The sequence below is a fragment of the Helicobacter marmotae genome, assembly GCF_003364255.1.
Lineage (GTDB): Bacteria > Campylobacterota > Campylobacteria > Campylobacterales > Helicobacteraceae > Helicobacter_C > Helicobacter_C marmotae.
In genome coordinates, this window is record NZ_NXLR01000001.1 from 162,592 (window position 1) to 186,414 (window position 23,823).

Sequence of the window (23,823 nt, forward strand, 5' to 3'; positions counted from 1 at the left end):
AAACTCTTCTGTTTTGGTGTCTTTACATCAAAACAGAGTATTAGGATAGGCTATGCTACACACTTACATTAATGGCGCCATTGCTGACTTACAGGCGTTAATAGAACTTACAGAACTTGACAATAAAGACATACAGGCAGCACAACATGAAGCTATTTTTGCTCGTTTAGAGCAAAAAGATGCGTTAATAAAATCATTTGAGGAAAAAAAATCTCTTATCCATCAAGAAATGCTTATCTTGTGTGAAAAGAATCCCCACAAATCCCTTAAAGAACTCCTTGATGATACGACAAGCAATCTTTTAGACACTATGCGTGATACGTTAAGCGAGCTTAAAACGCTCAATGGCAATTATGCAAAAAGTGTATTTGCGGTATCAGAATTTTACACTTCGCTTATTCAGCGCATTATCCCCCATGAAAGCAATGGCTATGAGGACAAACGCGCCCAGAGCCATTTACTCAAAATCCAAGCCTAAGGATTTATATGGGCGGTATCCTCTCCTCTCTCAATACCTCTTATACGGGTTTGCAAGCACATCAGCTTATGGTTGATGTAACGGGTAATAATATTGCCAATGCAAGTGATGAGTTTTATAGCCGCCAACGCGTGCTTGTGCGCCCAGAACGACCTCTGTATTTTCAAGATTATAATCTCGGTAGAGGTGTGAGCGTTGAAACGATACAAAGAATCCACGATGAATTTGTCTTTAATCGTTATCGCAAGGCAGCCGAAGAAGCGCAATACTACGATACGCATTTTACGACCTTGCGTGAAGCCTCTGCATTCTTCCCGGAAGTAGATGGAGTGGGAATCTATAATGATTTAGAAGAATATTTCAACTCATGGAAAGACTTAGCAAAAAATTCTACAGACCCCGCACAAAAGCAAGTTTTGGCTAAAAATGCTCAAGTACTAAGCAATAATATACAAGATACACGTGCAAGGCTTGTGAGGCTACAGCAAAAAGCAAGTGAAGAGCTTGAAGTAACCATTAATGAAGTGAATCGTATCGGGCAGGAAATAGCGCATATTAATGCAAAACTCAAAGAAATGGAAGATCAACGCGAACTCAAGCAAGCCAACGAATTACGCGATAGACGCGATGAATTAGAATACAATCTCCAAACGCTTGTAGGAGCAAATGTATTTAAGAATCATCTTAAATCAAATGCTTCTGCATTCCCCAAACTCGCAGATTTTGATGATGAATATGTACTCAATATCGGCTTTGGGTACAATATTGTCGATGGCGCGATGTTCCACCCCATTGTGTTAAAAAAAGATGACAATCATCTAGGGCTTAATCGTTTATTTTTCCAAGGTGATGATTTTAAGACCGTTGAAATTACTGATAAAATCATACAAGGCAAGGCAGGCTCGCTTCTTAGCCTCTATAACTCTGGGGCAGATGGCACACGTGTAGGAAAATTGCAAGATTATATTAATCATCTTGATATTTTTGCAAAAGGCTTTATTGAAGCGACAAATGCTATTTATTCTCAAAGTGCTGCTACGCAAATCCGCAGTGATAAGCTTGATGTATGGAGTTTGAACGCCCTTGTAGATAGTAATTACAATATCAAAACAGGGAGTTTTGATATTGTGGTATATACGACACAAGGCGAGGAAATTGGGCGAAAGAGTATTAACATTGATGAAACAACGAGTATGAATGATGTTATCCGCGCGATTAATGCCAATACTGATGATAATAAAGACAATAACGCCCTTAATGATATTGATGATTACTTTAGAGCATATTATGATAATGGCACAAGAGAATTTAATATCCTCCCTAAAAATCCATCGCAAGGCTACTATATAGCCTTGCAAGATAATGGCACAAATTTTACAGGGGCATTTGGGCTAAATAAATTCTTTAGCGGCGATAGTGCGCATAATATAGCCCTAAACTTTGAATATGCCAAAGACGCCACACTTATACGCCCATGGCTCACACCGGTAAATGGGAACTTTGATGTCGCAAATATGATGCAGCAGCTCCAATATGAAGATGTGGATTTTTATACAAACAAGTATGAGAAAAAGCAAATGCGCATTTCAGAATATTATCAATTCCTCTCTGGGCGCGTAGCAAACCAAACTGAAGCCGCACAACGAACCAAAGAGACAAAAGATTCTGTCCTTTCTGCAGTTAAGAGAGAACATTTAGCCATAACGCAAGTGAGCCTTGATGAAGAAATGGTGAATTTGATTAAATTTCAAGGTGGTTATGCGGCAAATGCTAAGGTGATAACGACTATTGATAGAATGATAGAAACACTGCTAGGTATTAAGCAATAATTTATGTCTATTGTGTTTCAAAGTTGCAAAGATTTTATCCAGCCTAAGATTCTAAGCCTTGTATGCATTCCTTTTATTTTGAATCTTGTCTTTATAGGGAGTATGCTTTATGGATTTGGGCATAGCTTTTATGAATATAGCCTAAGTTTTAGCCCCCAATGGCTTCAAAATATCACATTCAATCCCGCAATATGGGCAAAGATCCTAAGCATTACTTATTTAGCTAGTATATATTTGCTTTTGTTGTGCTGTCTTGTTGTGCTTGCTTTGGTTTTTAATCTTTTTTTATCCCTTTTTTATACCCCCTTTCTTGTTCGCTACGTGCATGCAAAAGATTTTAAGCACATAGCCCTTCATCCCTTTGGGACAATAGGCGGTGATATATTAAGCTTCCTCAAAGATACAAGTATATTTGTCATATTGCTTTTATTGTGCATTCCTTTATATTTTATCCCACTTTTGGGAAGTGTGGCACTCTTTGTTACTTGCTTTTTGTATTTTAAAAAACGCACATTTTATGATGTAGCAAGCTCTATTATGGATAAAACGCAATTTCAAGCCTTAAATTGCAAGGGGCTAGTGAATTATTTTTATGCCCTCCTTGCTTATATTCCTAGCTTTATACCCTTTGCAAGCCTCTTTTTAATGCCCTTGCAAATACTCATTATTACGCGCTATATGTTTTGCGCCCTAAGTAAGACTTAGCACTTTATGCTTATCCTTGCTTTATCGCAGGTTAGAGAATTTATGCAAAATAGCAGCGACTCTGCCCCGCTTATCATTCTAAAGCTTGTGAAACAGGTGAAGAATTGCTGTTAGAATCACTAGCGACTTTGCCAAGTTTGTCGCCTCTTGCGGGAAGGCGTGATGGCTACCGAAGAATTGCTGCTTGATTTACTAGAGACTCTACCACTATTGTCATTCTGAGAGAGTGGTAATGACCGAAGAATCTCTGTGGGCGACTAGTGATTCCTTTAGAGATTCTTCGCCTAAAGGCTCAGAATGACAAACTTACCACCTTACCACACAGGCGAGAAACCAAAATCACGCAAAATCGCTTAAAAGATAAGCCCCTTCCCCTAAAAAATCTTTAATCTGCACAATGAAGTGTTAAAATTTCTCAAGGCTCCCAAAGGGCATTAAAATGCGGGTGTTATAATTACCTCATCGTTATACAAAGGATCAATATGCGCTATAGATTTTTGGGTAAAAGCGGGGTGAAAATCCCTGTTATGATGTTAGGCACAGCGACTTTTGGCGGGAGCACAGCACTCTTTAAAAAATGGGGCGATACGCAATTAGATGAGGCAAAGGGGCTTGTTAAGGCATGTATGGATATGGGTTGTAATGCCTTTGATACCGCAGATTGCTATTCTTTGGGAGATTCAGAGCGGATTTTAGGAGCAGCACTCAAAGCATATAAAAGAGAAGAGGTATTTATCTCCACAAAAACAGGTATGCCTATGGGGGATGGCGCAAATGAAGTAGGCACTTCAAGGTCTAAAATCTTTCAAAGCGTGGATTCTAGTCTAAAGCGCTTGCAGACAGATTATATTGATTTATATCATTTGCATTGCTATGACGCTAAGAGCCCTCATTTAGAATCATTACAGACGTTAAATGAGTTAGTCAAAGCGGGGAAAATCCGCTATTTTGGGGTCTCCAACTATTCTGCTTGGCATTTGATGAAAATGCTAAGCATAGCAGATAAGCACCATCTCTTACGTCCGAGCGTACATCAGGCATATTATTCGCTTGCTGCTAGGGAGTTTGAAAATGAGCTTATGCCCTTAGGTGTAGAAGAGGGCGTGGGGACTTTAGTGTGGAGTCCGCTAAGTGGCTCTCTTTTAAGTGGGAAGATTAAACGCACACAGCGCGATGTGAGCCATTCTCGCCTTAACACAGATGCGGCATGGGAGGTGGAAGAAGAGCGGCTTTATAGCATTACAGACGCACTAGAAGTGGTGCAGAGGGAGAGCGGGTATTCTTATGCGCAGATTTCACTCTCTTGGCTTTTAACGCGCCCGAGTGTATCAAGCCTTGTGATTGGAGCGCGCAATCTCAATCAACTCTTAGATAATCTCAAAGCCAGTGAGATAGTACTTGATTTAGCGCATATAGAGCTTTTAGACAAAGCTAGTCAAACTAAACTTGCCTATCCATATTGGCATCAACGTATGACTATGAACGAGCGGGACCCTTATAGCGTGAAGCGATATTAAGATTTATATAAGTAAAGGAGGAGGAATGATGGCGCGTTCTGAGATAAAAACAGATTTTTGGGTGAAAAAACTCCTTGATGATGCCAAAATCGAACTAAGCCCACAAGGGGGGGGGCATATTAGAGTTAGATTCTGCTCTTAAAAGTGCCTCCAAATCCTTAAGCGGGAATGCAGGTTATCCGGATTTTGTGGGGGTGGTGAAAGATTTTGTCCTTGTGATTGAGGATAAAGCCCAAATTGACAAGCACATCAAATTTGATGAAAAAAATCGCATTGATTTAGAGGATAGTACAGCGATTAAAAACTACGCAGTCAATGGAGCCTTGCATTACGCAAAGCATTTAGCAAAGCACACTTCTTATAAAAAATTCATAGCCATAGCCGTAAGCGGCGATGAAAAACGGCACAAAATCACGCCTTATTTTGTCAATGAGCGAGGCTTTGTGACGCAGGATTTAGGCGATATTGAGGATTTTATCAATTTTAATGAAAACAATATCGATGAGTTCTACATTAAAGAGATTTTAAAAGAGCAAACCGATAAAGAAAAAACCACGCAAGAAATCATCAAAGACGCAAGCATTTTGCACGAGGATTTACGCAATTACGGCTCTTTGACAGACCAAGCCAAACCCTTAGTGGTTTCTGGCATACTTTTAGCCCTAGAGGAGATAAAGTATAAAAATTTTGATTTAAACAGCCTCAATGGTGATAGCCTAAAAACCGATGGAAGCAAAATTTATGAAGCTATAAAAGATAACTTAAATCGGGCTAATGTCAAGCCCGATGTGAAAAAAGACAAGCTTTTATCGCAATTTTCTCTCATCAAAGACACACTAAAGATAAATGAAATCAACCCCATTTTAGGCAAAACCCCGCTTAGGCATTATGCAGAATTTTTACATAAAAATATCTATCAAAATATCAAATACACCCATTCAAGCGAGGATATACTCGGGCTTTTTTATAGCGAGTTTATGAGCTATTCAGGAGGTGATGGGCAGACCTTAGGCATAGTGCTAACGCCAAAGCATATTTGTGAGCTTTTTTGTGATTTAGTGGATTTAAAGCCCGAAGATGTAGTGTTTGATCCTTGTTGTGGCACGGCAGGATTTTTAATCGCCGCAATGCACTCTATGCTTTCAAAAACCAAAGATGAAGCCCAAAAAAAGCGTATTAAAGAGGAGCAGCTCTTTGGCATAGAGGATCAAAGCTATATGTTTTCTATCGCCACAACAAATATGATTTTACGCGGTGATGGCAAAAGCAATTTAGAAAACAAAGATTTTTTAAAGCAAAATCCCTTTGATTTGCAAAAAGATTTAAGAGCCAACATCGGCTTTATGAATCCGCCCTATTCTCAAGGCTCTAAAGCCAATGCCAATCTCTATGAAATCGCCTTTAGCGAACATCTTTTAAATAGCCTTGTAAAAAACGCAAAAGCCGTGGTGATTATCCCACAATCCGCCCTTACAGGCAAAACCAAAGAAGAAAAGGCAATCAAGGCAAATATTTTAAAGCACCACACACTAGAGGGCGTGATTACCTTAAATAAAAACACCTTTTATGGTGTAGGCACAAATCCTTGCATAGCCATTTTTACCTGCTTTAATCCTCACCCTAAAGACAAACTTTGCAAATTTATAAATTTTGAAAATGACGGCTTTGAAGTGCAAAAGCATAAGGGTTTAGTCGAGACTATCCACGCGAAGGAAAAAAGAGCGCATTTGCTTAAGGTATGGAGGGGTGAAATGCAAACAGAATCTAAATTTTGTGTGGAGACGACTATAGAAGCAGAAGATGAATGGCTGCATAGCTTTTATTATTTTAATGATGAGATTCCAAAGTATGAGGAATTTGATAAAACAATGGTGGATTATCTCACTTTTGAATTTAATATGATAAGCCACGGCAGAGGGTATCTTTTTGATTTAGAGGAGGAGGAATGAAAGATTTAGATTCTGTGCAGTGGGGAGAATTTAAAATCGCCGATTTGTTCGATAGGATAGAAAAAGGAAAATGTAAAAATTTCAACCAAGAAACCAAAGAGATAAAAAATGGCATTTCTTTTTTGTCTGCTACGATTAACAATAACGGCGTGAGTGGTTTTGTAGAAAAAAATCATCTCCTACAACAAGGGAATTGCATAATGTTTGTAAATCAAGGGGACGGAGGTGCAGGTTATGCTATATATAAAGCTGAAGATTTTATCTCTACTACGAGTTGCTCTTTTGGTTATGCAAAATGGATAAATAAATACACAGGATTATTTGTCGCAAGTGTTTTATGTCGTTTTAAAGAAAAATACTCATTTGGATATGGACGCACCAAAGCAAGGCTAAAAAACGATATTTTGTTACTTCCTAAAAATTCTCAATCCCAGCCAGATTTTGAATTTATGGAATCTTTTATGCGTGAATTAGAATCTAAGCATATACAAAAAATGTTAGTCTATTATCAGCATAAACTAGATGCTACTTCACGCTAGAGATAATAAATTGCTTTTCTTTATAAGGGAGGCTTAGTCTCTTGCGGGGAAAGTGAGTTTGTCAGCTCTTGCAGGCAGGTGTGATGGCTACCGAAGAATTACTGTAGGCTTTCTAGGAGATTTGCGGTATCGCCTTTAGGGATTGTGTGCGGTTTGGCTAAAAGCTTTGCTTACTCTTGTGTAGCTCGCGCCTGCTTGCATGGTAGGCTTGAGGCTAACAAACACATTGCCCCATCTTTTGTGTATTAAGAAACTTAAGACTATCTTTGCATTTAAGAAGTGCTATTAGGCTTGTGAGATATGCTCATGTATAAGCACAGATTCTATAAGCGCATCTATATCGCCATCAAGCACGCCCTCTGTATCGCTTGTGCTATATTGGCTTCGTAGGTCTTTGACTTGCTGATAGGGTGCTAGGACATACGAGCGGATTTGATGTCCCCAGCCCATTTCGCTTTTATCGGTGTTGGTATCATTTTGTTTTTGAAGTTCTAATTCATAGAGTTTGCTTTTTAGCATTTTGAGCGCGGTTGCTTTATTTTTATGCTGGCTTCTGTCATTTTGGCATTGCACGACTATACCTGTGGGGAAATGGGTGATTCTAATAGCAGATTCTGTTTTATTAACATGTTGCCCGCCTGCACCACTTGCGCGGTATGTATCAATGCGAATATCTTTATCTTCGATTTCAATTTGGATATTATCATCAAGTTCGGGGCTCACTTGCACGCTTGCAAAGCTCGTGTGACGTTTGGCGTTGGCATCAAAGGGGGAGATTCTTACTAGCCTATGCACGCCATTTTCACTTTTAGCATAGCCATAGGCATTTTCCCCCTTAATGATAAATGCCGCTCCTTTGATTCCTGCTTCTTCACCATCTTGTAAGTCGAGTAACTCCACCTTAAAGCCTCTGCGCTCACTCCAGCGTAAATACATACGATAAAGCATACTTGCCCAATCTTGAGATTCTGTCCCACCTGCACCGGGCTGAATAGTAATAATAGCATTTGCACTATCATTTACTCCACTTAGCATAACTTGGATTTCACTTTGACGGATATAGTTTTCTAAAAGTGGGGCAGATTCAAAAAGAAGATCTAGTGTGGCTGTATCACTTTGCACAAGGGCAATGTCATAAAGCTCTTGTGCGTCATCTAGCTCTTGCTTCATAGTGCGGAATGTATGTAGCTTCCTCTCGCATTTGCGCTTTTGTTGCGCACTTTGGGCAGCTTTTTGGGTATCTTTCCAAAATTGCTCATCACTTTGGAGCTTTTCAATCTCAAGGAGTTCATCTTGCAAGGCTTGTGGATTGAGAATCTTTGCGATATTCTCACATTTTGTATGCAAATTTTTAAGTAATTCGCCATATTCATAAGAATCCATGCACTTCCTTTAAAAGTCAAATATAGTTACCCAAAAGCAATTGCCCTTTATGGTGGAGAGAATAGGGGTTATATGGCACCAGCCTTAGCCCCCTAAGGGAGGGACTAAAAAGTACGTTTTAAGAGATTATCTACGCGGAGAATAGTAATGAGGCGGTCTTCTCGTTTGCCAATACCTTGCAGGAGATTTTGATTTTCATTAAAAGATTCTGGAATGGGCTCAATGTCGCTTTCAGGGATACGCACGGCACTAGTGAGTTTATCTATCATAAAGCCAATCATCTCATCTTTTTGCGTGATGACTAAAAATCTTGTATCGCCATCTTGCTTGATAGCGGGCAATCCAAATTTGAGGCGCATATTAATAAGCGGTAACACTGTGCCCCGTAAGTTAAATACACCAAGCACATAGTCTGGGACTGCTGGGACGCGTGTGTATTCAATGGGTTTAATAATCTCCTTGACATTTAAGATAGGCACGGCAAATTCTTCATTCCCTATCATAAAGCCAATAATATGAAGCGTTTCTTCTACTGAGGCGACATCACTTTCTCTATTTTGTTGTCCTTCAAGGACTTCTTTTAGCTTATTCTCACTCATCTCATTCTCCATCTATGGTTAGATTTATGTTGCGTTTTACGACATTTGCAAGATATTCTGGCGTGTATGGTTTGGTGATATATTCTGTCATACCTGATTCCACGCCCCTCATGCGGTCAGTTTTGCTATTTCGGCTGGTAACGGCGATAAGGGGGAGATTTTTAAATTTATTATATTTGCGCACTTCTGAAGCAAAGGTGTAGCCATCCATTTTTGGCATTTCTATATCCACAAGCACGGCATCAAGTTGCTTATCGCCATTTTTGACAATATCAAGCCCTTCTAAGCCATTTGCTGCTTCAAGCACGGTAACGCCGAGTGTTTTAAGGCATTTTTTCATAATTGCCCTATCGGTATTGCTATCATCAATAGCAAGCACGACATAATCGCTTGGAGAAGTTTTGGTCTTTGATACAGCAGCCTCTTCATTGAGTTTAGCAATATTGACTTTGACTTCTTTAGCCATTTCCATCATTGCTGCTACATCTGCAATCATAATGATTTTACCATCTCCGCGCACGGTAGCCCCAGCGATACCTTCAGTCCCTTTAAGATAATAGCCTAACGACTTGATAACGACTTCTTCTTGCCCGACAAGATAATCTACCACAACCCCCATTTTTTGCTCTGCCAAACCGATAACCACGACATACACATCATTGGTGTTTTCTAACACAGAATCGACTTTGAAAATATCTGCTAGACGCACGATTGGAAGCACTTCATCACGTAGTCTTAGCACGCTTTTGCCATCAACAGTGTAGATTTCATCTTGGCTTACGCGCACGGTTTCAATCACTGATGAAAGCGGGATAGCATAGTATTCTTCTTGTACAGCCACAATCAAAGCCTGCACGATAGCAAGTGTGAGGGGGATTTTGAGCTTTTGTGTAGTGCCTACGCCTTTTTCAGATTCTATATCAATGATACCATTAAGCTTTTCGATATTGGTTTTTACCACGTCCATACCTACGCCACGCCCTGATACATTGGTAATGGCTGCGGCAGTTGAAAATCCGGGCTTAAAGATAATACCAAAGGCTTCTTTATCACTCATCGTATCTGCTTCCCTCTCATTAATTAAGCCCTTTTCAATACCTTTTTGCTTGAGTAATTCTGCATCTAAGCCTTTGCCATCATCAGAAATTTCAATCACAATATGATTACCCTCATTGTATGCCTTGAGATTCACGGTGCCTGTTTCTGGTTTGCCCGCTGCTGCGCGCACTTCGGGCTTTTCTATACCATGGTCGCAAGAGTTGCGGATAATATGCACAAGTGGGTCGCCTATCTCTTCTACAATCGATTTATCAAGCTCCGTTTCTTCCCCTGTGATAATGAGGTCTATATTTTTACCAAGCTCGCGGGAGAGGTCGCGCACCATACGCGGGAATTTATTAAAGACTTTACCCACAGGCTGCATACGCGTTTTCATCACTGCGAGTTGCACATCTGTAGTAACAGATGAGATAGAAGCCACGACTTGATTAAGCTCTTCTAAAAACTTTTCTCCATCATAGCGTTCCTCAACATCACCATAAATTTTAATCAAGCGGTTTTTACCTAGCACAAGCTCCCCGATAAGATTCATAAGGTGGTCTAGCCGCTTGACATCAACGCGCACAGTTTGCTCTACATTTGCCGCAGGAGCCTTTTCATCATTTCCAGATTTTTTAGCTGCAGGCTTGGGAGCAGCGGCTTTAGGCGCTGGAGCGGGAGTGGTTTGGCTTGGAGCTTTTGGTGCTTGTACTTCAGGGGTAGCTCCCTCTGCTTTTTTAGCAGCACGGGCTTGTTTGTCTGCTTCTTGACGTTTTTTGAGGAGTCTTTCAATCTCTGCCTCAACTTCTTCACTGCTCATATGAGAGTAGTCAAGGTCGGGCTCATCAGCAAGAGGATTATTGTTATCTACTGCGTGGCTTGTGCTTGGAGCTTGGGATTCTTGGCTGGGAGCGGGCTGCTCTTTTGGTGTATCTTCTGCGGGGGCGCCACCATTAGAGATAGCCTGCAGACGTGCTACGGTATCATCAATATCAATACCGCTATTGGCGTCAGTGCCGCTATCACGTATGGCACTAAGGAGAGATTTCATCAAATCCACAGAATGAAGCACCACGTCCATAACATCTGGTGTAATTTTTAACTCATCGCGTCTTGCTTTATTTAATACATCTTCCATATTGTGTGTAAGACGTGTAAGGATGTCAAAATTTAAAAATGAGCTTGAACCTTTGATTGTATGGGCTACTCTAAAGATTCTATTTAATAAATCAAGATCTTCTGGATTGTTTTCAAGCTCTACCAAATCTTGGTCGAGTTGTTCTATCATTTCGAAAGCTTCTACGAGAAAGTCTTCCATTATTTCTTGCATATCGTCCATTGTGTATCCTCTAACGAAATTTTGTGAATCATTGTACTATTATTTTGACAAAATTCTGCTTATTTCATCATAAAATAGTTTTGCATCAAACTTAACCAAATACGCTTCTGCTCCTATTTCCTTTCCTTTAGTGGCACTGAATTTATCACTAATAGAGGAGTTAAATATCAGTGGAATATTACTAAATCTCGCATCATTTTTTACTTGTGCGGCAAAGTGAAAGCCATCCATTTGTGGCATTTCCACATCAGAGATGATAAGCTTTAAATGCTGGGCGATATTCTCTCCCCATTGCTCATAGAGCTGCTCTAGACGCTTTAAGCCCGATACGCCATCGATAGCATCAACAACTTGAAATCCAATATCCCCCAAGGTGCTACGTAGGAGTTTGCGCGCGATAGAACTATCATCTAAAATAAGCACGGTTCCATCAAATTTGCGTTGGGGTTTGAAGTCTTCAAGATTCGTGCTACTGCCGCTTGGCATATGGAAGTCAAGATCATCAATAATGCCCTCTAAATCCAAAATAAGCAGAGTGCGACCATCTTCAATACGCGTTGTCCCTGTAATTTTACCCCTATGCTCTTCATTGCTAAGGCTAAACATAGCAGATTCTATATCTGCCCAACTCACGCGTCTAAGCCTCCTTGCTGCATGCACGACAAAGCCCAATTGTTTGTTGTTAAATTCTGTAACAATCACCTTTTTTTGATACTTCATATCTTCTTTTGGTTTGATATTCATCCAACGGGCTAAATCAATAAGGGGCAATATATCGCCGCGTAAGTCAAACATACCGAGCATATAGTCTGGGCTTCCGGGGGTTTCAAAGATTTCTTGGGGGTATTCATTAATCCCGCTTACCTTTACGACATTAATGCCATATACACCCTCATAGGTTTCTCCGTCTTTATCTTCATAGATTCTAAAATCTACAAGCTCTATTTCATTGCTAGCAATCCGCTTAATATCAACTTTATTGCTCTTCAAGTATGCTCCTTGGTTGGACTCTTATGTTAGGCTCTTAATTTAATGGGTGAATCTTAAGTAAAGAGTGATTTTATATCACAAATACTTCTACTAATATAAAATGAGGGCAATGATACATATAAAGTTTCACCCTTGCAAGTTTTACCAATATGAAAATGCCCCTCGATAATCGCATCAAGGGTGATATTTTGTGCATTCTTTAGCACTTTTTGCATATAGGCATTATAGGCTTGGATACGACTTTGGGCAAAAGTATGTATATTATCGCTCCTGCCTTGTTTAATGGTATTGGCATTGACCTTTGCAATGATAGAGCGATAGACTCTGCCGCGGCTTAGGGTATCAAGCGCATACATGATGGCATTAAGAATCTGCGTATTCATAAGGCGGATATAAAGCTCATATTTGGTATTAAGAAATATATCTCCATGTGCGAGTAGGAGGTGCTTTTTCTGCGCTTGGTGCATTGTGTAGAAGAGTTTGGGCTGCTGCGAGCGCGGGATAATGCGCACAGAGCTAAGAGATGTTAATCCTGTGAGTTTGAAGTCATGATTTCCCTCAAACCACCATATCTGCGTGTATTGGCTAAGGGATTGTATAGCATTAAGAAGTGCCTTGTTGCTTTGAATGCTTGATGGGATCTTGCCTAAGAGAAGATGAGCAATATCGCCCATAAGAAAGATTTGCGAGGGGATCGTTTGAATATTGTTTAAAAGATGTTCAAAATATTCTAAAAGTGCTTGTGAGGATACTTTGCTTTGATGTGTTAAATCTGTGTGCAATGGCATAAAATGCGCATCAGCGATAAAGATAGCATCATCTTTAATAAGCGGGATTTGTGCATAATCATTTTGCATAAGTATTCATCTCTCCTAGAATATCCCATAAGGAATCTGCGGCACTCCTAGTTGCTCTTCTAGCCCGCAGATGAGATTAGCATTTACAAGCGCTTGTGAGCTCGCCCCTCTTAGGAGATTATCAATGGAAGAGTTGATATAGAGATTCTTACCAGAAGTAGTCACAAAAATATCGCAAAAATGGCTTCCTACCACATGTGCTATGCTCACTGGGTTTGTGCGAATGCGGACAAATGGCTCATCTTTGTAGGCATTATGGAGTATCTCATATGCTTGCTGTGGGCTAAGCGGGGAGTGAAGTGTAGCAAATATACTTACTAGCATACCGCGTGTAATAGGCGTAAGATGTGGCACAAAGGCAATATCTAGGCTATTTCCTGTGATGTCATGGCATTTTTGTGAGATTTCTATTTGGTGACGATGCATCAGCGGAGAGTAACTAAATAAATTTTCATTAATGTGTGAGAAATGCGTGTTTTCACTTAAACTTTTCCCTGCTCCGCTTACACCACTTTTAGCATCGACAAACACCCCACAAGCAGGATTGATATAGGCACTAAAGGGGAGCAAGGCTAAAAGCGTGGCTGTAGGGTAGCAGCCCGGATTAGCAATAAGCTTAGCACTCTGTATGTATTGGCGATTGTATTCAGGCAAGCCATATATCGCATGGGCTAAATTTTCTTTATCTGTGTGAGGGCAGTAATATTTCTCATAGTTTGCTGCATTAAGGCGATAGTCCGCGGAAAGGTCAATGACTTTGGCTTGAGGATTTAGAGCAAAAATCTCTTGTGTCATCTCCATAGCACTTTTATGCGGGAGGGCGAGAAAGAGAAGCTCACAAGATTCCAAAGCAGTCTTGGGGTTTGCTTTTTGAATCTGTAAATGCGAGAAGCAAAGTGAAGCTAGCATTTTATGTATATCTTGGAGCTCTCCCTCCCCTTGTGTGTTCGCTACATAGCTAAGCTCAAATACGGGGTGATTGATTAAGAGTTTGACAAGCTCCAATCCTGTGTAGCCGCTTACACCGATGATTCCTACGCGAATGTGGGGCATATTTAATCCTTATATGTGTGGATAAACTCATCTAAAATCGCACAAAATGTATCAAAATGTGCGAGGTTGAGCGATTCATTACAACTATGTGGAGCGTTAATAGTGGGACCAATGGAGAGCACTTCAAGCCCAGCCTTTGTGCCATGAGATAAAAGCTGCCTTTTGAGAATCCCACATTCTAGCCCGGCATGAATTTGGGCAAGGTGTGGGGTAATGGAGTGGCTTTTGTATATATCGCATAGAAGTTTTAGGGCTTTATGCTCTGTGTTTATGCTTTTTTCCCATGGGGCGTAGTAGCCGCTAGTATGTATTTGGCAATGTGGATTCAAAAATGGCACACTTGTATATAGCCGTTTAATAGTACGTTTAAGGAGATTGTCTGTATTGGCTCGTGCCATTATAATAAGACTTAAGGTTTGCTTATCTTGTGTGAGCATTGAGAGATTAAGCGAAGAGAGTACGCCAGAAGATGAGCTTGCATATACGCCGCTATGTATCGCACATATGAGGGGCACAATGGCATTTTTATGATAGGCATGGCTAAAGGATTGCTTACAAGGAGTGATATGAAAATATGCTTTATTGGGAGTGATGTATCGCTCCTCTAAAGGAGTGGCAGAGAGAATGATAGCATCTACGCCTGTGGGGATAGAGTTGCGTTTTTCTCCTGCATTAAGGCTAATGATATAAGCATCAATATCAGCTAAAAAGAAGCCAAATTCAGCTATGGCGTTTTCTTTGTTTTTGTGGATTTCAATTCCACTATGCCCACCTAGAAAGCCCTCTGTGTGAATATGATACATAAAGGGGTGTGTGTGAAAGAGTATATGGGCTTCTTGTAAGAAGGGCTCAAGGTTTATGGCGCATTCTATATCTACCCCTCCCGCACAGCCAAGCACAATCTCATATATATCCTCGCTATCAAGGTTTAAAAGCAGAGAAGATTCTATCTTTAGGGCTAAATGATTAGCCCCTATCATACCCACCTCTTCATCATTAGTAAAAAGTAGTTCAATATCAGGGAAGTCTTGGGCAAGCATACAAGCCATACCTATGCCATTATCTGCCCCAAGGGAGGAATCATCTGCGTATAAAAAGCCATCTTTTTGCACTATTTCTACACCTTGATGTTGCGTGCTTTTACCTACGCATACCATATCATAGTGGCTTTGCAGGCAAATATGTGGCTTGCCTCTTTTGGCATAGATATTTTTTGCCTCATCGCTTTGTACTTCATAGCCTTTATCTCTAAGTGTATTACAAAGGTAGTTAAACATATCTTGTGTGTGAAAGCTACAATGTGGAATGCCACACAATGTGCGAAAATGCTCAAAAGCATTGGTAGCAAATGTGTTCATATCTCCCCCTTTATATGTCATATTTTGGACTTGCTTGGAAAATCTCGCCCAAGTCTGCATTATAGTGGGCAACTTTGCAAGAGTTTTCAATGAGGGCGATAATCTTAGCAAGCGTATAGAGATCACGTGCATACACATACGCCCCATAGCCCTTAATCAGCATAAAGCAATGCGAATGCTCCTTAAAATATCGCGGAATATCTGTATCGGCTCTATCCGCCCATGTCTCATAATCTTTAGGATCAAAAACTTCAATGCTTGGGGCAAGAAACTTATAGCCAAAATAATCTTTGGGCTTGAGTATGCTGTATTTAAGTGTATAAGAGACTAAATAAGGAGGCATGGCATAAGCAATAAACTTAGCTTCACTAAAGTCTTTATATATGGCTGCGTGAATAGGCGCATGCAAGCTTGCTTCATTCCAGCGGTAATCCTGCTTGTGATAAAGCATAATCATAGAATCTGCATTGAGATTATCAAAAATGGCATGTTGTTTATTGATAAGAAAGCGATTTTTAGACACTCGCGCAGAAATAGCCCCATGAAAGATACCAAAAAAATTTTTTCTAAACATAGATAGCGATATGCTAGCAATATCAGAGATGAGCTCATTATTGATTTGAGAGGTATGTATATTCATAAGAGCAATTGTAGCCTTTGTTGGCAATGGAGATATAAATGGGGTGCTAAAGGAGTAGGAATTGCAATGAAATAGCCGCCAAAAAGTAGCATTTAAATTAAAATATTTAGAATTTTTAAATAGATATATTAAGATAAGTTTATAGTAATAGACTAAAGTTTTGCAAAATTTAGCAATAAATTTATACATTTGCTAAATTTTATGGTATAATCCATTCGTTTCATAACAAGAAACAAGTTTTAACAGAAGTCATAACATATACAAACAGAGAAGTTCAAAGAAAGTTCCAAAGTAAAGTTTAATGTGTAGATTTGTACAGATATGTGAAAATAAAGGATAGTGTTTATGAGTAAAAAGGAAATGTTGCTCTCTTGTGTGATTGGTGAATACTTAAAGCATAAAGAGCCCATTGGTTCAGAATCCTTAAAAATGCTTATAAACGCCAAGATTTCATCTGCAACGATACGCAATTATTTTAAGGCACTCGCTGATGAGGGGTTACTTTTCCAGCCTCATATCAGTAGCGGGCGTATCCCTACACTTGAAGCCTTGAAGTCGTATTGGTATAAACACATTGATACACACTCGGCAATAGAAGTAACTTCGCTTGAGCGCATTAAAGAAGCGAGCTTTATCTCTTATGTATTTTGTGCGCTAAGCTCTGAGCAGAGTAATCGCCTATGTGGCATTACGCGTTTAGATGAGCAAAGGTTATTACTTGAATTTGAGCATAATGGCATTACTTTGGCTTTCTCAAGTGCCTTGGAGAGATTCTTACATGAACTCAAAGGCTTAGAGATTGCCGATGTGCGCCAAATTGCTTATCAAGTGCGTGCTCAAAGTCTTCTTAATGCACTTTTATGTGTGCAAAGTCGTAATTTAAGCCGCTTTTGTGCGGGGGCTTTGCTGCAGGCTTATGAGGATAATAGCGATGAGCAGAGCTTTTATTCTATTGTAGATGGGAGTATATTTGACTCTCTGCAAAATGGTATGTATTGTGAGGAGGTGCTACCTAAGGGTTATGTGGCAATTATGCAAGATATTGTGCTAAAAGATGAGCCTAATAAAAAAAGTAGAATGCTTTGTGTTGGAGCATTAGATAGAGACTTTACTCAATTTTTTGAGTATGTCCAATCTTAAGATAAAGGAGTGATTATGCAAGAGCAAGATAAGCAGCCACAAAGTGAGCAAGAATCATCACAAGCAAATGAAGACTTAGCAGAACAAGAAGTATCGCAAGAGCATTCAGATACCTCTACAGAGGACTTCAAGCTCAAATATGAAGAGCTAAAAGACCAGTATGTAAGGGCATTTGCAGATTTTGAAAACACAAAAAAACGACTAGAGAGGGAGAAGAATCAGAGTTTAGAATATGCCAATGAGCGCATTATGAATGATTTACTACCCGTGCTTGATACATTAGAAAAAGCCCTAGAGAGTGCTAAGAGCAATCCTCAAGCAAGTGCTATTGCAGAGGGTTTGGGGCTTACCTTAGAGAGTTTTCTTAAGGTATTAAACAAGCATGGCATAGAAGTAATCGCCACGGATGGGGAGTTTGACCCCAATTTGCATGAATGCCTTATGCAAGTACCAAGTGAGGATAAAAATGATGGAGAAATACTCCAAACCTTGCAAAAGGGCTTTGTGTATAAGCAAAGGGTGCTTCGTCCATCTATGGTGAGCGTTGTTAAGAATGCTTAAACTTATACAAGTTTTTATTTTAATTTATTTAAGGAGAACAACATGGCAAAAGTAATTGGTATAGACTTAGGAACAACAAATTCTGCAATGGCAGTGTATGAGGGCAATGAGGCAAAAATTATTGCAAATAAAGAAGGGAAAAACACTACCCCATCAATTGTGGCTTTCACAGATAAGGGTGAGATTCTCGTAGGAGAGCCTGCAAAGAGACAAGCCGTAACCAATCCAAAGAAAACGATTTATTCGATTAAACGCATTATGGGCTTGATGTTCAATGAAGATAAGGCAAAAGAAGCTGAAAAACGACTTCCTTATAATATAGTCGATAGAAATGGCGCGTGTGCGGTAGAAATTGCGGATAAAATCTACACACCTCAAGAGATTTCTGCAAAGATTCTGATGAAAATTAAAGAAGATGCACAAAGTTATCTTGGTGAAGAAGTTACAGAAGCCGTAATCACCGTTCCTGCGTATTTTAATGATTCTCAACGCAAGGCGACAAAAGAGGCAGGGACTATCGCTGGATTAAATGTATTAAGAATCATCAATGAACCTACTTCAGCAGCTTTAGCGTATGGATTAGATAAAAAAGAGGCAGAAAAGATTATGGTATATGACTTAGGCGGGGGGACATTTGATGTTACCGTGCTAGAGACGGGAGATAATGTCGTAGAAGTGCTTGCTACAGGCGGAGATGCGTTCTTAGGCGGAGATGATTTTGATAATAGAATTATCGATTGGGCAGCAGAAGAATTTAAAAGTGATGAGGGCATAGACCTTAAAAATGATGTTATGGCATTGCAACGACTAAAAGACGCAGCAGAAAATGCCAAAAAAGAGTTAAGTAGCGCACAAGAGACAGAAATCAACCTCCCATTTATCACTGCTGATGCAAGCGGTCCTAAACACTTGGTGAAAAAAATCACTCGTGCGAAGTTTGAAAGTTTGATTGATGATTTGATTGAAGCTACGATTAAAAAAATTGAGTTTGTGATTAAAGATGCAGGGCTTACACAAAGTGATATTTCTGAAGTCGTTATGGTAGGGGGCTCTACGCGGATTCCCAAAGTGCAGGAGCGCGTAAAGGCTTTCATTGGTAAAGAATTGAATAAATCAGTGAATCCCGATGAGGTCGTGGCTGTAGGTGCAGCGGTGCAAGGTGGTGTATTGAAGGGCGATGTCAAAGATGTGCTTTTACTTGATGTTACACCATTAAGCTTGGGTATTGAAACAGCTGGAGGGATTTGTACAAAAGTAGTAGAGAGAGGGGTAACCATCCCTACGAAGAAAACGCAAATTTTCTCAACGTATGAAGATAATCAACCAGCGGTTAGCATTAATGTTTTGCAAGGTGAGAGAGAGCTTGCTAAGGATAATAAATCCCTAGGACGATTTGATTTAAGTGGCATACCTGCTGCCCCACGAGGCGTGCCACAAATTGAAGTTACCTTTGATATTGATGCTAATGGTATTCTCACGGTTTCTGCCAAAGATAAAACCACAGGCAAATCTCAAGAGATTAAGATTAGCGGCTCAAGTGGGCTCTCAGATTCTGAAATTGAAAAAATGGTCAAAGAAGCAGAATTGCATAAAGAAGAAGATAAAAAGAAAAAGGAAGTGATTGAATTACGCAATAGCGCAGATTCTTTAGCGTATCAAACCAAAAAGAGCCTTGAAGAATTTAAAGATAAAATAGAGCCAAGTGAGGCAGAGCAGATTCAGAGTGCCTTAAGCGCCCTTGAAGAAACGCTTAAAAATGAAAATGCTTCAAAAGAAGAGCTTGAAGCGAAGATGAAAGCCTTAAGTGAGGCTAGTGCGAAGCTCGCTCAAGCAGCATATGCTAAAGAACAAGGTGGGGCGCAAAATGGCGCAGATACAAAGAAAAAAGATGATGATGTGATTGATGCAGAGGTTGAATGATAAACCTCATATTATGATTCTCGCTACAGGCGGCACTATTGCTGGTGTAGCCCAAGAGAACACACAAGATTACACAAGCGGTGTATTGCCTATAGATACACTGCTTGAATCGCTCCCTAAGCTCCAAACTCTCGCCCATATCCATACAAAGCAAATATGCAATATCGATAGTGCTAATATGAGTGATGATATATGGCTTATGCTAGATTCTGAAATTCGCGCTACCCTTGCAGACCCTCTTTATAGCGGGGTTGTTATTACACATGGCACAGATACTATGGAAGAGAGTGCGTTTTTTGTGCATTTAGTGAGCAAGTCTCAAAAGCCCATAGTCTTCACAGGAGCTATGCGCCACTTTTATGCCCTAGATTCTGATGGAGGCAGAAATCTCTATAATGCCTTGCTTGTAGCCATTCATAGCGAGGCAGCAGGGGTTATGGTATGCCTTAATGGAGCAATTTTCTCCGCTCTTGATGTGAGTAAAACCCACACGCTAAATCTTAATGCCTTTAGCTCGCCTAAGCCTTTGGGATATATTGCAAATGATATGGTGCATTTTTACACTCCTCCCCATCCATTGCCTTTGCAAGGATATTTTCATATAGAATCCACATGTGCCTTTCCCCGCGTAGATATACTTTACTCCTATAGCAATGATGGCTCTAGCATAGCTGCCAAAGCTCTCTTTGAGAATGGCACAAAAGGCTTAGTAATCGCTAGTAGCGGAGCAGGAAGTATCCATAAGGAGCACAAACGCACGCTTATAGCCTTAATGCAGCAGGGCTTAGTGGTCGTAATCAGCTCACGCATTAATCAAGGTAGAGTGCAAATCAATAAAGCCACTTTGCAAGAGGGCTTTATAAGTGCTAAGCATTTAAACCCACAAAAGGCGCGTGTATTGCTTATGTTAGCACTTTCTCAGGGTATGGATAGGGCAAAGATTGCTGCATTATATGAGTGTTTATAATCTTTTGTGCCCTCATCTTAAAATGCAATTACTTCATTTTGTTAGAATATTTGCATTTGCTTTAATGTAATGTGTTTGTAAGGAGTAGGGGTGCGTATTTATCAGGTGAGAGTGTATTTTGAAGATACAGATTGTGGGGGCATTGTGTATCATACCAATTATCTTAAATATTGTGAGCGTGCGCGCAGTGAGCTATTTTTTAGCGTGAGTAGGCAGCCATTTTTAGATACAAGTGGCTTTGTGCTAAAGCGCGTGAATGCAGAGTTTATCTCAAGTGCGCGTTTGGGAGATATGCTTGAAGTGCGTAGTGTGCTGAGCCAAGCTAAAAGCGCCTCTGTATCACTCAAGCAAGATATTTATAGAATCTACAATGCAAGCTCACAGATTCAATGTGAAGAGCTTATCTTTAGTGCAGATATTGTGCTTGCCTTTGTAGATGTGAAATACGCTAAAGTATGTAAAATCCCTCCATATATGCGTGAAATTCTGCTCTCTTTAGGAGGCTAGTTATGAATCTTGATATACCAAAACCAGATATACATTATCCTTGTCAATGGGAGTATTGTGTGATTGGCTCAAATGAAGCCCTTTTGCGTGAGTTGATATTTGAAATTATGCCACGTGAATATAGTATGAAGCTTGGCAAACGCTCATCAAATGGACGTTTTGTGAGCTTGCATGTGAGCTTAGAGGTGCAAAACAAAGAGGAGAGAGATCATATTTTTACACAACTCTCCCAAAATGAGCATATTAAAATGGTGCTTTAAAGGGCTTGTATGCGCTTTGGCAAGATAGAATACCTAAACCTACTCCCCTTTGATGTGTTTATTAAAAAATATCCAGCCCCTGCACATTTTAAGGCATTTTTAGAAATGAGAAAGTCCTATCCATCACGATTGAATAAAGACTTTTTATACCGCCGCATTGATGCGGGGTTTATCTCAAGTATTGCAGGCTATGAGAGTGTGCGTAAAAGGCGGGCAAGTTGTGCGGGTATTGTCGCTAAAGGTGCGGTATGGAGCGTGCTTGCCCTCCCTAAGGCGCAAAAAGATGACTACCAATCAGCCTCTTCTAATGCTTTAGCAAAGATTTTAGGCATCAGTGGAGAGATTTTAATTGGCGATAGGGCTTTAAAGTATAAACTCAATGGAGGGGTGGGGATTGATTTAGGAGAGAAATGGTGGGAGAAGCATCATCTAGGCTTTAGCTTTGGGCGATTGTGCTTTAATCAATATGCGATGTTTTATCGTAATCTCGCCCTCTCTTTTGTGCGTAAAAGAGTAAAGATACCCTACTATATCTTGCAGGCGCGTGGGAGAGAAAGTCAAATAGCAAGTAAAGACATTTTAAGATATTTAGCACATATCCATTATCGCGTGGGGAAAAAGGAAGAGATAGCCCTTAGGAGATTCTATGCGCAAATGCGATTAAAGGGCATTAAAAAGCCTATGCGTTTTTGAAAGATTTATTACTTCTTGGTTATAATAAATGCTTTAAATCCCCCTTAAAAGGCAATGTGTGAAAAAGACACTTATCATTGCAAATGGCAGAGTTGCAACCATTTTTCTTCAAACGATTATGGATAAATATTTTAGCAATGATTATTATGTGGTCATACTCAAAGATATGTGCTTTATCCCCGAGAAAGTCCCAAGCTCCTTTGAATTTCATCAGTTTGATTATACTTCTGCTTTCAGAATGGAGCAGGTGATGAGTGATGATATTGATAATATCTTTCTCGTGCTTGAAGAAAGCAATGAAATCATCGCTACTTATGAGCTTCTTCGCACATTGAGTAAAAAAACGCGCATTGTCCTAAGCCTTGAGCAAGAAAACTTAAGTAAGTCCATGCAAAATGATAGCAATTTGGTGGTGCTAAGCCTTGAGCAAATCATGGCAAATAAATTTATCGAACGTCTCCCCCATATCCCGCTTATTCCCCGTAGCTTTGGTTTGGGGCAGGGGGAGATTATGCAAGTGGCTATCCCTAGTGGGAGTATCTTTGCTTATAGGCATATTGGCTCTATAGAGCAAAGTAAATGGCGTATTGTGGGCATTTATCGGCGCGGTGAGTTGCTTTTAAGCACGCATCATTTGGTGATTCAGCCAAGTGATAGCCTGCTTATAGCGGGCAATCCTAAAGTGCTAAATGATGTGTATATGCGCATTAAGAGTGATATTGGGCAGTTTCCCGCCCCTTTTGGGAGAGATATTTTCCTCTATGTGGATATGTCATTATCAAATGAGCATAGAATCTACAATGACATTCAAGATGCCCTCTTTTTACACGCTAATCTTAAAAACAACAAACTTTTTATTCATATCCTTAATCCGTCTAATTTTGCATTCCTTGAGATGATAAAGGCTTCAGAATCAAAAAATGTCCAAATAAGGGTAGATTATAGCAATGCAAGCTTTCGGGAGAAAATCGCTAAAGATTCACAAAAACGTTTTGGTTTGGTGATTATCAATCAGGATATTTTCGCCTCTTCTAAAAATCGCAAAGTGCTTTATGACTTATCTATCCCCGTACTAAAGACAGGTTGGGAGCATATTGAGGCATGTAAGCAGAGCTTTGTGGTGTTAAGCGAAAATATGGGGAATACAGAGAATGTCGCTTCGGTGGTGTTTGATGTATCAAAGCAGCTTCAAACGCATATTGATGTGTATGATTATGATACAGATGCGTCCTATCATAATGAAATTGTGCAGAGATATGAAGAGCTTAGCCGTATTTTTGAATGCCAAATGCACACGATACAAACTGATGAGAAAAATCCTATTTTATACCTGCAAGATAGCTTTATCCCTTATTTGTGCTTTGTGCCTTTTGAGCGCAATATCTCCCGCACGAAGTTTTTTTCATTTTTCTCTACTGATGTGCATAAGATTGCCTCTATGAATAATAAAAACCCCCAAATTTTTATCCCGCTCTCTCAAGGCAAGCAGAAAGGATAAGGT

Annotated in this window: 23 protein-coding genes; 15 read left to right on the forward strand and 8 right to left on the reverse strand. The window is 39.9% G+C overall.

The genetic code is table 11. The features are described 5' to 3' along the window. Positions 1–52: 52 nt before the first annotated feature. From CQA63_RS00755 to CQA63_RS00780, 7 genes are all read left to right on the forward strand, one after another. Positions 53–478 (forward strand): hypothetical protein, encoded by a 426-nt coding sequence (locus CQA63_RS00755; protein WP_104699193.1) that lies wholly within the window; start codon positions 53–55, stop codon positions 476–478. A gap of 8 nt (positions 479–486) precedes the next feature. Beyond that, a complete protein-coding gene (gene flgK, locus CQA63_RS00760; RefSeq protein ID WP_104699192.1) occupies positions 487–2,307 on the forward strand; it encodes a flagellar hook-associated protein FlgK in 1,821 nt (606 codons plus the stop codon). Between the two features lie 3 nt (positions 2,308–2,310). After that, complete coding sequence (locus CQA63_RS00765) at positions 2,311–3,012, forward strand: EI24 domain-containing protein (RefSeq protein ID WP_104699191.1); 702 nt, start codon at positions 2,311–2,313, stop codon at positions 3,010–3,012. A 260-nt stretch (positions 3,013–3,272) separates the two neighbouring features. Next, the gene (locus CQA63_RS10300) at positions 3,273–3,401 is read left to right on the forward strand and encodes a hypothetical protein (protein ID WP_267891913.1); all 129 of its coding nucleotides are present in this window, start codon (positions 3,273–3,275) and stop codon (positions 3,399–3,401) included. 93 nt (positions 3,402–3,494) lie between these two features. Next, entirely contained in the window at positions 3,495–4,529 is a 1,035-nt protein-coding gene (locus CQA63_RS00770) for an aldo/keto reductase (RefSeq protein WP_104699190.1), read from the forward strand. 197 nt (positions 4,530–4,726) lie between these two features. After that, entirely contained in the window at positions 4,727–6,478 is a 1,752-nt protein-coding gene (locus CQA63_RS00775; protein ID WP_233706533.1) for an HsdM family class I SAM-dependent methyltransferase, read from the forward strand. Continuing rightward, positions 6,475–7,017, forward strand: coding sequence for a restriction endonuclease subunit S (locus tag CQA63_RS00780; protein ID WP_104699189.1), 543 nt, complete (start codon positions 6,475–6,477; stop codon positions 7,015–7,017). Before CQA63_RS00775 ends, CQA63_RS00780 begins: the two co-directional genes overlap by 4 nt. 285 nt (positions 7,018–7,302) lie before the next feature. Here the strand turns inward: CQA63_RS00780 and prfB are convergent, their stop codons facing one another. From prfB to CQA63_RS00820, 8 genes are all read right to left on the reverse strand, one after another. Continuing rightward, a complete protein-coding gene (prfB, locus tag CQA63_RS00785) occupies positions 7,303–8,400 on the reverse strand; it encodes a peptide chain release factor 2 (RefSeq protein ID WP_104699188.1) in 1,098 nt (365 codons plus the stop codon). Positions 8,401–8,504: 104 nt separating this feature from the next. Continuing rightward, positions 8,505–8,999: a chemotaxis protein CheW gene (locus tag CQA63_RS00790; protein WP_104699187.1), complete on the reverse strand. Its 495-nt coding sequence runs from the start codon at positions 8,997–8,999 to the stop codon at positions 8,505–8,507. A 1-nt stretch (position 9,000) separates the two neighbouring features. Beyond that, a complete protein-coding gene (locus CQA63_RS00795) occupies positions 9,001–11,376 on the reverse strand; it encodes a hybrid sensor histidine kinase/response regulator (RefSeq protein ID WP_104699186.1) in 2,376 nt (791 codons plus the stop codon). Positions 11,377–11,415: 39 nt separating this feature from the next. Continuing rightward, positions 11,416–12,366 (reverse strand): chemotaxis protein CheV, encoded by a 951-nt coding sequence (locus tag CQA63_RS00800; RefSeq protein ID WP_104699185.1) that lies wholly within the window; start codon positions 12,364–12,366, stop codon positions 11,416–11,418. Positions 12,367–12,419: 53 nt separating this feature from the next. Continuing rightward, positions 12,420–13,223 (reverse strand): metallophosphoesterase, encoded by an 804-nt coding sequence (locus tag CQA63_RS00805; RefSeq protein ID WP_104699184.1) that lies wholly within the window; start codon positions 13,221–13,223, stop codon positions 12,420–12,422. A 15-nt stretch (positions 13,224–13,238) separates the two neighbouring features. Continuing rightward, positions 13,239–14,276, reverse strand: a complete 1,038-nt coding sequence (argC, locus tag CQA63_RS00810) for an N-acetyl-gamma-glutamyl-phosphate reductase (protein ID WP_104699183.1) — start codon at positions 14,274–14,276, stop codon at positions 13,239–13,241. A 2-nt stretch (positions 14,277–14,278) separates the two neighbouring features. Then, positions 14,279–15,634 carry a M20/M25/M40 family metallo-hydrolase gene (locus CQA63_RS00815; protein WP_104699182.1) on the reverse strand — a complete coding sequence of 452 codons (1,356 nt, stop codon included), beginning with the start codon at positions 15,632–15,634 and terminating at the stop codon, positions 14,279–14,281. Between the two features lie 10 nt (positions 15,635–15,644). After that, positions 15,645–16,274: a class II aldolase and adducin N-terminal domain-containing protein gene (locus CQA63_RS00820; RefSeq protein WP_104699279.1), complete on the reverse strand. Its 630-nt coding sequence runs from the start codon at positions 16,272–16,274 to the stop codon at positions 15,645–15,647. Positions 16,275–16,619: 345 nt separating this feature from the next. Here CQA63_RS00820 and CQA63_RS00825 point away from each other — a divergent pair, with 345 nt between their 5' ends. The 8 genes from CQA63_RS00825 to CQA63_RS00860 all read left to right on the forward strand — a co-directional run bounded on the left by CQA63_RS00825 (position 16,620) and on the right by CQA63_RS00860 (position 23,820). Continuing rightward, a complete protein-coding gene (locus CQA63_RS00825) occupies positions 16,620–17,414 on the forward strand; it encodes an HrcA family transcriptional regulator (protein WP_104699181.1) in 795 nt (264 codons plus the stop codon). Positions 17,415–17,429: 15 nt separating this feature from the next. After that, positions 17,430–17,975, forward strand: coding sequence for a nucleotide exchange factor GrpE (grpE, locus tag CQA63_RS00830; RefSeq protein WP_104699180.1), 546 nt, complete (start codon positions 17,430–17,432; stop codon positions 17,973–17,975). A 42-nt stretch (positions 17,976–18,017) separates the two neighbouring features. Next, positions 18,018–19,895 (forward strand): molecular chaperone DnaK, encoded by a 1,878-nt coding sequence (dnaK, locus tag CQA63_RS00835; protein ID WP_104699179.1) that lies wholly within the window; start codon positions 18,018–18,020, stop codon positions 19,893–19,895. Next, entirely contained in the window at positions 19,879–20,862 is a 984-nt protein-coding gene (locus tag CQA63_RS00840; protein WP_104699178.1) for an asparaginase, read from the forward strand. The genes dnaK and CQA63_RS00840 overlap by 17 nt, the downstream gene beginning before the upstream one ends. Before the next feature lie 90 nt (positions 20,863–20,952). Further along, positions 20,953–21,369 carry an acyl-CoA thioesterase gene (locus CQA63_RS00845; RefSeq protein ID WP_104699177.1) on the forward strand — a complete coding sequence of 139 codons (417 nt, stop codon included), beginning with the start codon at positions 20,953–20,955 and terminating at the stop codon, positions 21,367–21,369. 2 nt (positions 21,370–21,371) lie between these two features. Beyond that, entirely contained in the window at positions 21,372–21,629 is a 258-nt protein-coding gene (locus tag CQA63_RS00850; protein WP_104699176.1) for an HP0495 family protein, read from the forward strand. Positions 21,630–21,638: 9 nt separating this feature from the next. Beyond that, positions 21,639–22,322, forward strand: coding sequence for an MqnA/MqnD/SBP family protein (locus CQA63_RS00855; protein ID WP_104699175.1), 684 nt, complete (start codon positions 21,639–21,641; stop codon positions 22,320–22,322). 58 nt (positions 22,323–22,380) lie between these two features. Continuing rightward, positions 22,381–23,820, forward strand: coding sequence for a COG3400 family protein (locus CQA63_RS00860; RefSeq protein ID WP_104699174.1), 1,440 nt, complete (start codon positions 22,381–22,383; stop codon positions 23,818–23,820). The last annotated feature ends 3 nt before the right edge of the window (positions 23,821–23,823 follow it).

Coding starts and splice junctions, on each gene's coding strand:
- grpE (WP_104699180.1), top strand. CDS start 17,430: ATGCAAGAGCAAGATAAGCAGCCACAAAGTGAGCAAGAATCATCACAA.
- CQA63_RS00825 (WP_104699181.1), top strand. CDS start 16,620: ATGAGTAAAAAGGAAATGTTGCTCTCTTGTGTGATTGGTGAATACTTA.
- CQA63_RS00805 (WP_104699184.1), bottom strand. CDS start 13,223: ATGCAAAATGATTATGCACAAATCCCGCTTATTAAAGATGATGCTATC.
- CQA63_RS00780 (WP_104699189.1), top strand. CDS start 6,475: ATGAAAGATTTAGATTCTGTGCAGTGGGGAGAATTTAAAATCGCCGAT.
- CQA63_RS00850 (WP_104699176.1), top strand. CDS start 21,372: ATGAATCTTGATATACCAAAACCAGATATACATTATCCTTGTCAATGG.
- CQA63_RS00855 (WP_104699175.1), top strand. CDS start 21,639: ATGCGCTTTGGCAAGATAGAATACCTAAACCTACTCCCCTTTGATGTG.
- dnaK (WP_104699179.1), top strand. CDS start 18,018: ATGGCAAAAGTAATTGGTATAGACTTAGGAACAACAAATTCTGCAATG.
- CQA63_RS00840 (WP_104699178.1), top strand. CDS start 19,879: ATGCAGAGGTTGAATGATAAACCTCATATTATGATTCTCGCTACAGGC.
- CQA63_RS00815 (WP_104699182.1), bottom strand. CDS start 15,634: ATGAACACATTTGCTACCAATGCTTTTGAGCATTTTCGCACATTGTGT.
- flgK (WP_104699192.1), top strand. CDS start 487: ATGGGCGGTATCCTCTCCTCTCTCAATACCTCTTATACGGGTTTGCAA.
- CQA63_RS00790 (WP_104699187.1), bottom strand. CDS start 8,999: ATGAGTGAGAATAAGCTAAAAGAAGTCCTTGAAGGACAACAAAATAGA.
- CQA63_RS00795 (WP_104699186.1), bottom strand. CDS start 11,376: ATGGACGATATGCAAGAAATAATGGAAGACTTTCTCGTAGAAGCTTTC.
- CQA63_RS00765 (WP_104699191.1), top strand. CDS start 2,311: ATGTCTATTGTGTTTCAAAGTTGCAAAGATTTTATCCAGCCTAAGATT.
- argC (WP_104699183.1), bottom strand. CDS start 14,276: ATGCCCCACATTCGCGTAGGAATCATCGGTGTAAGCGGCTACACAGGA.
- CQA63_RS00820 (WP_104699279.1), bottom strand. CDS start 16,274: ATGAATATACATACCTCTCAAATCAATAATGAGCTCATCTCTGATATT.
- CQA63_RS00755 (WP_104699193.1), top strand. CDS start 53: ATGCTACACACTTACATTAATGGCGCCATTGCTGACTTACAGGCGTTA.
- prfB (WP_104699188.1), bottom strand. CDS start 8,400: ATGGATTCTTATGAATATGGCGAATTACTTAAAAATTTGCATACAAAA.
- CQA63_RS00770 (WP_104699190.1), top strand. CDS start 3,495: ATGCGCTATAGATTTTTGGGTAAAAGCGGGGTGAAAATCCCTGTTATG.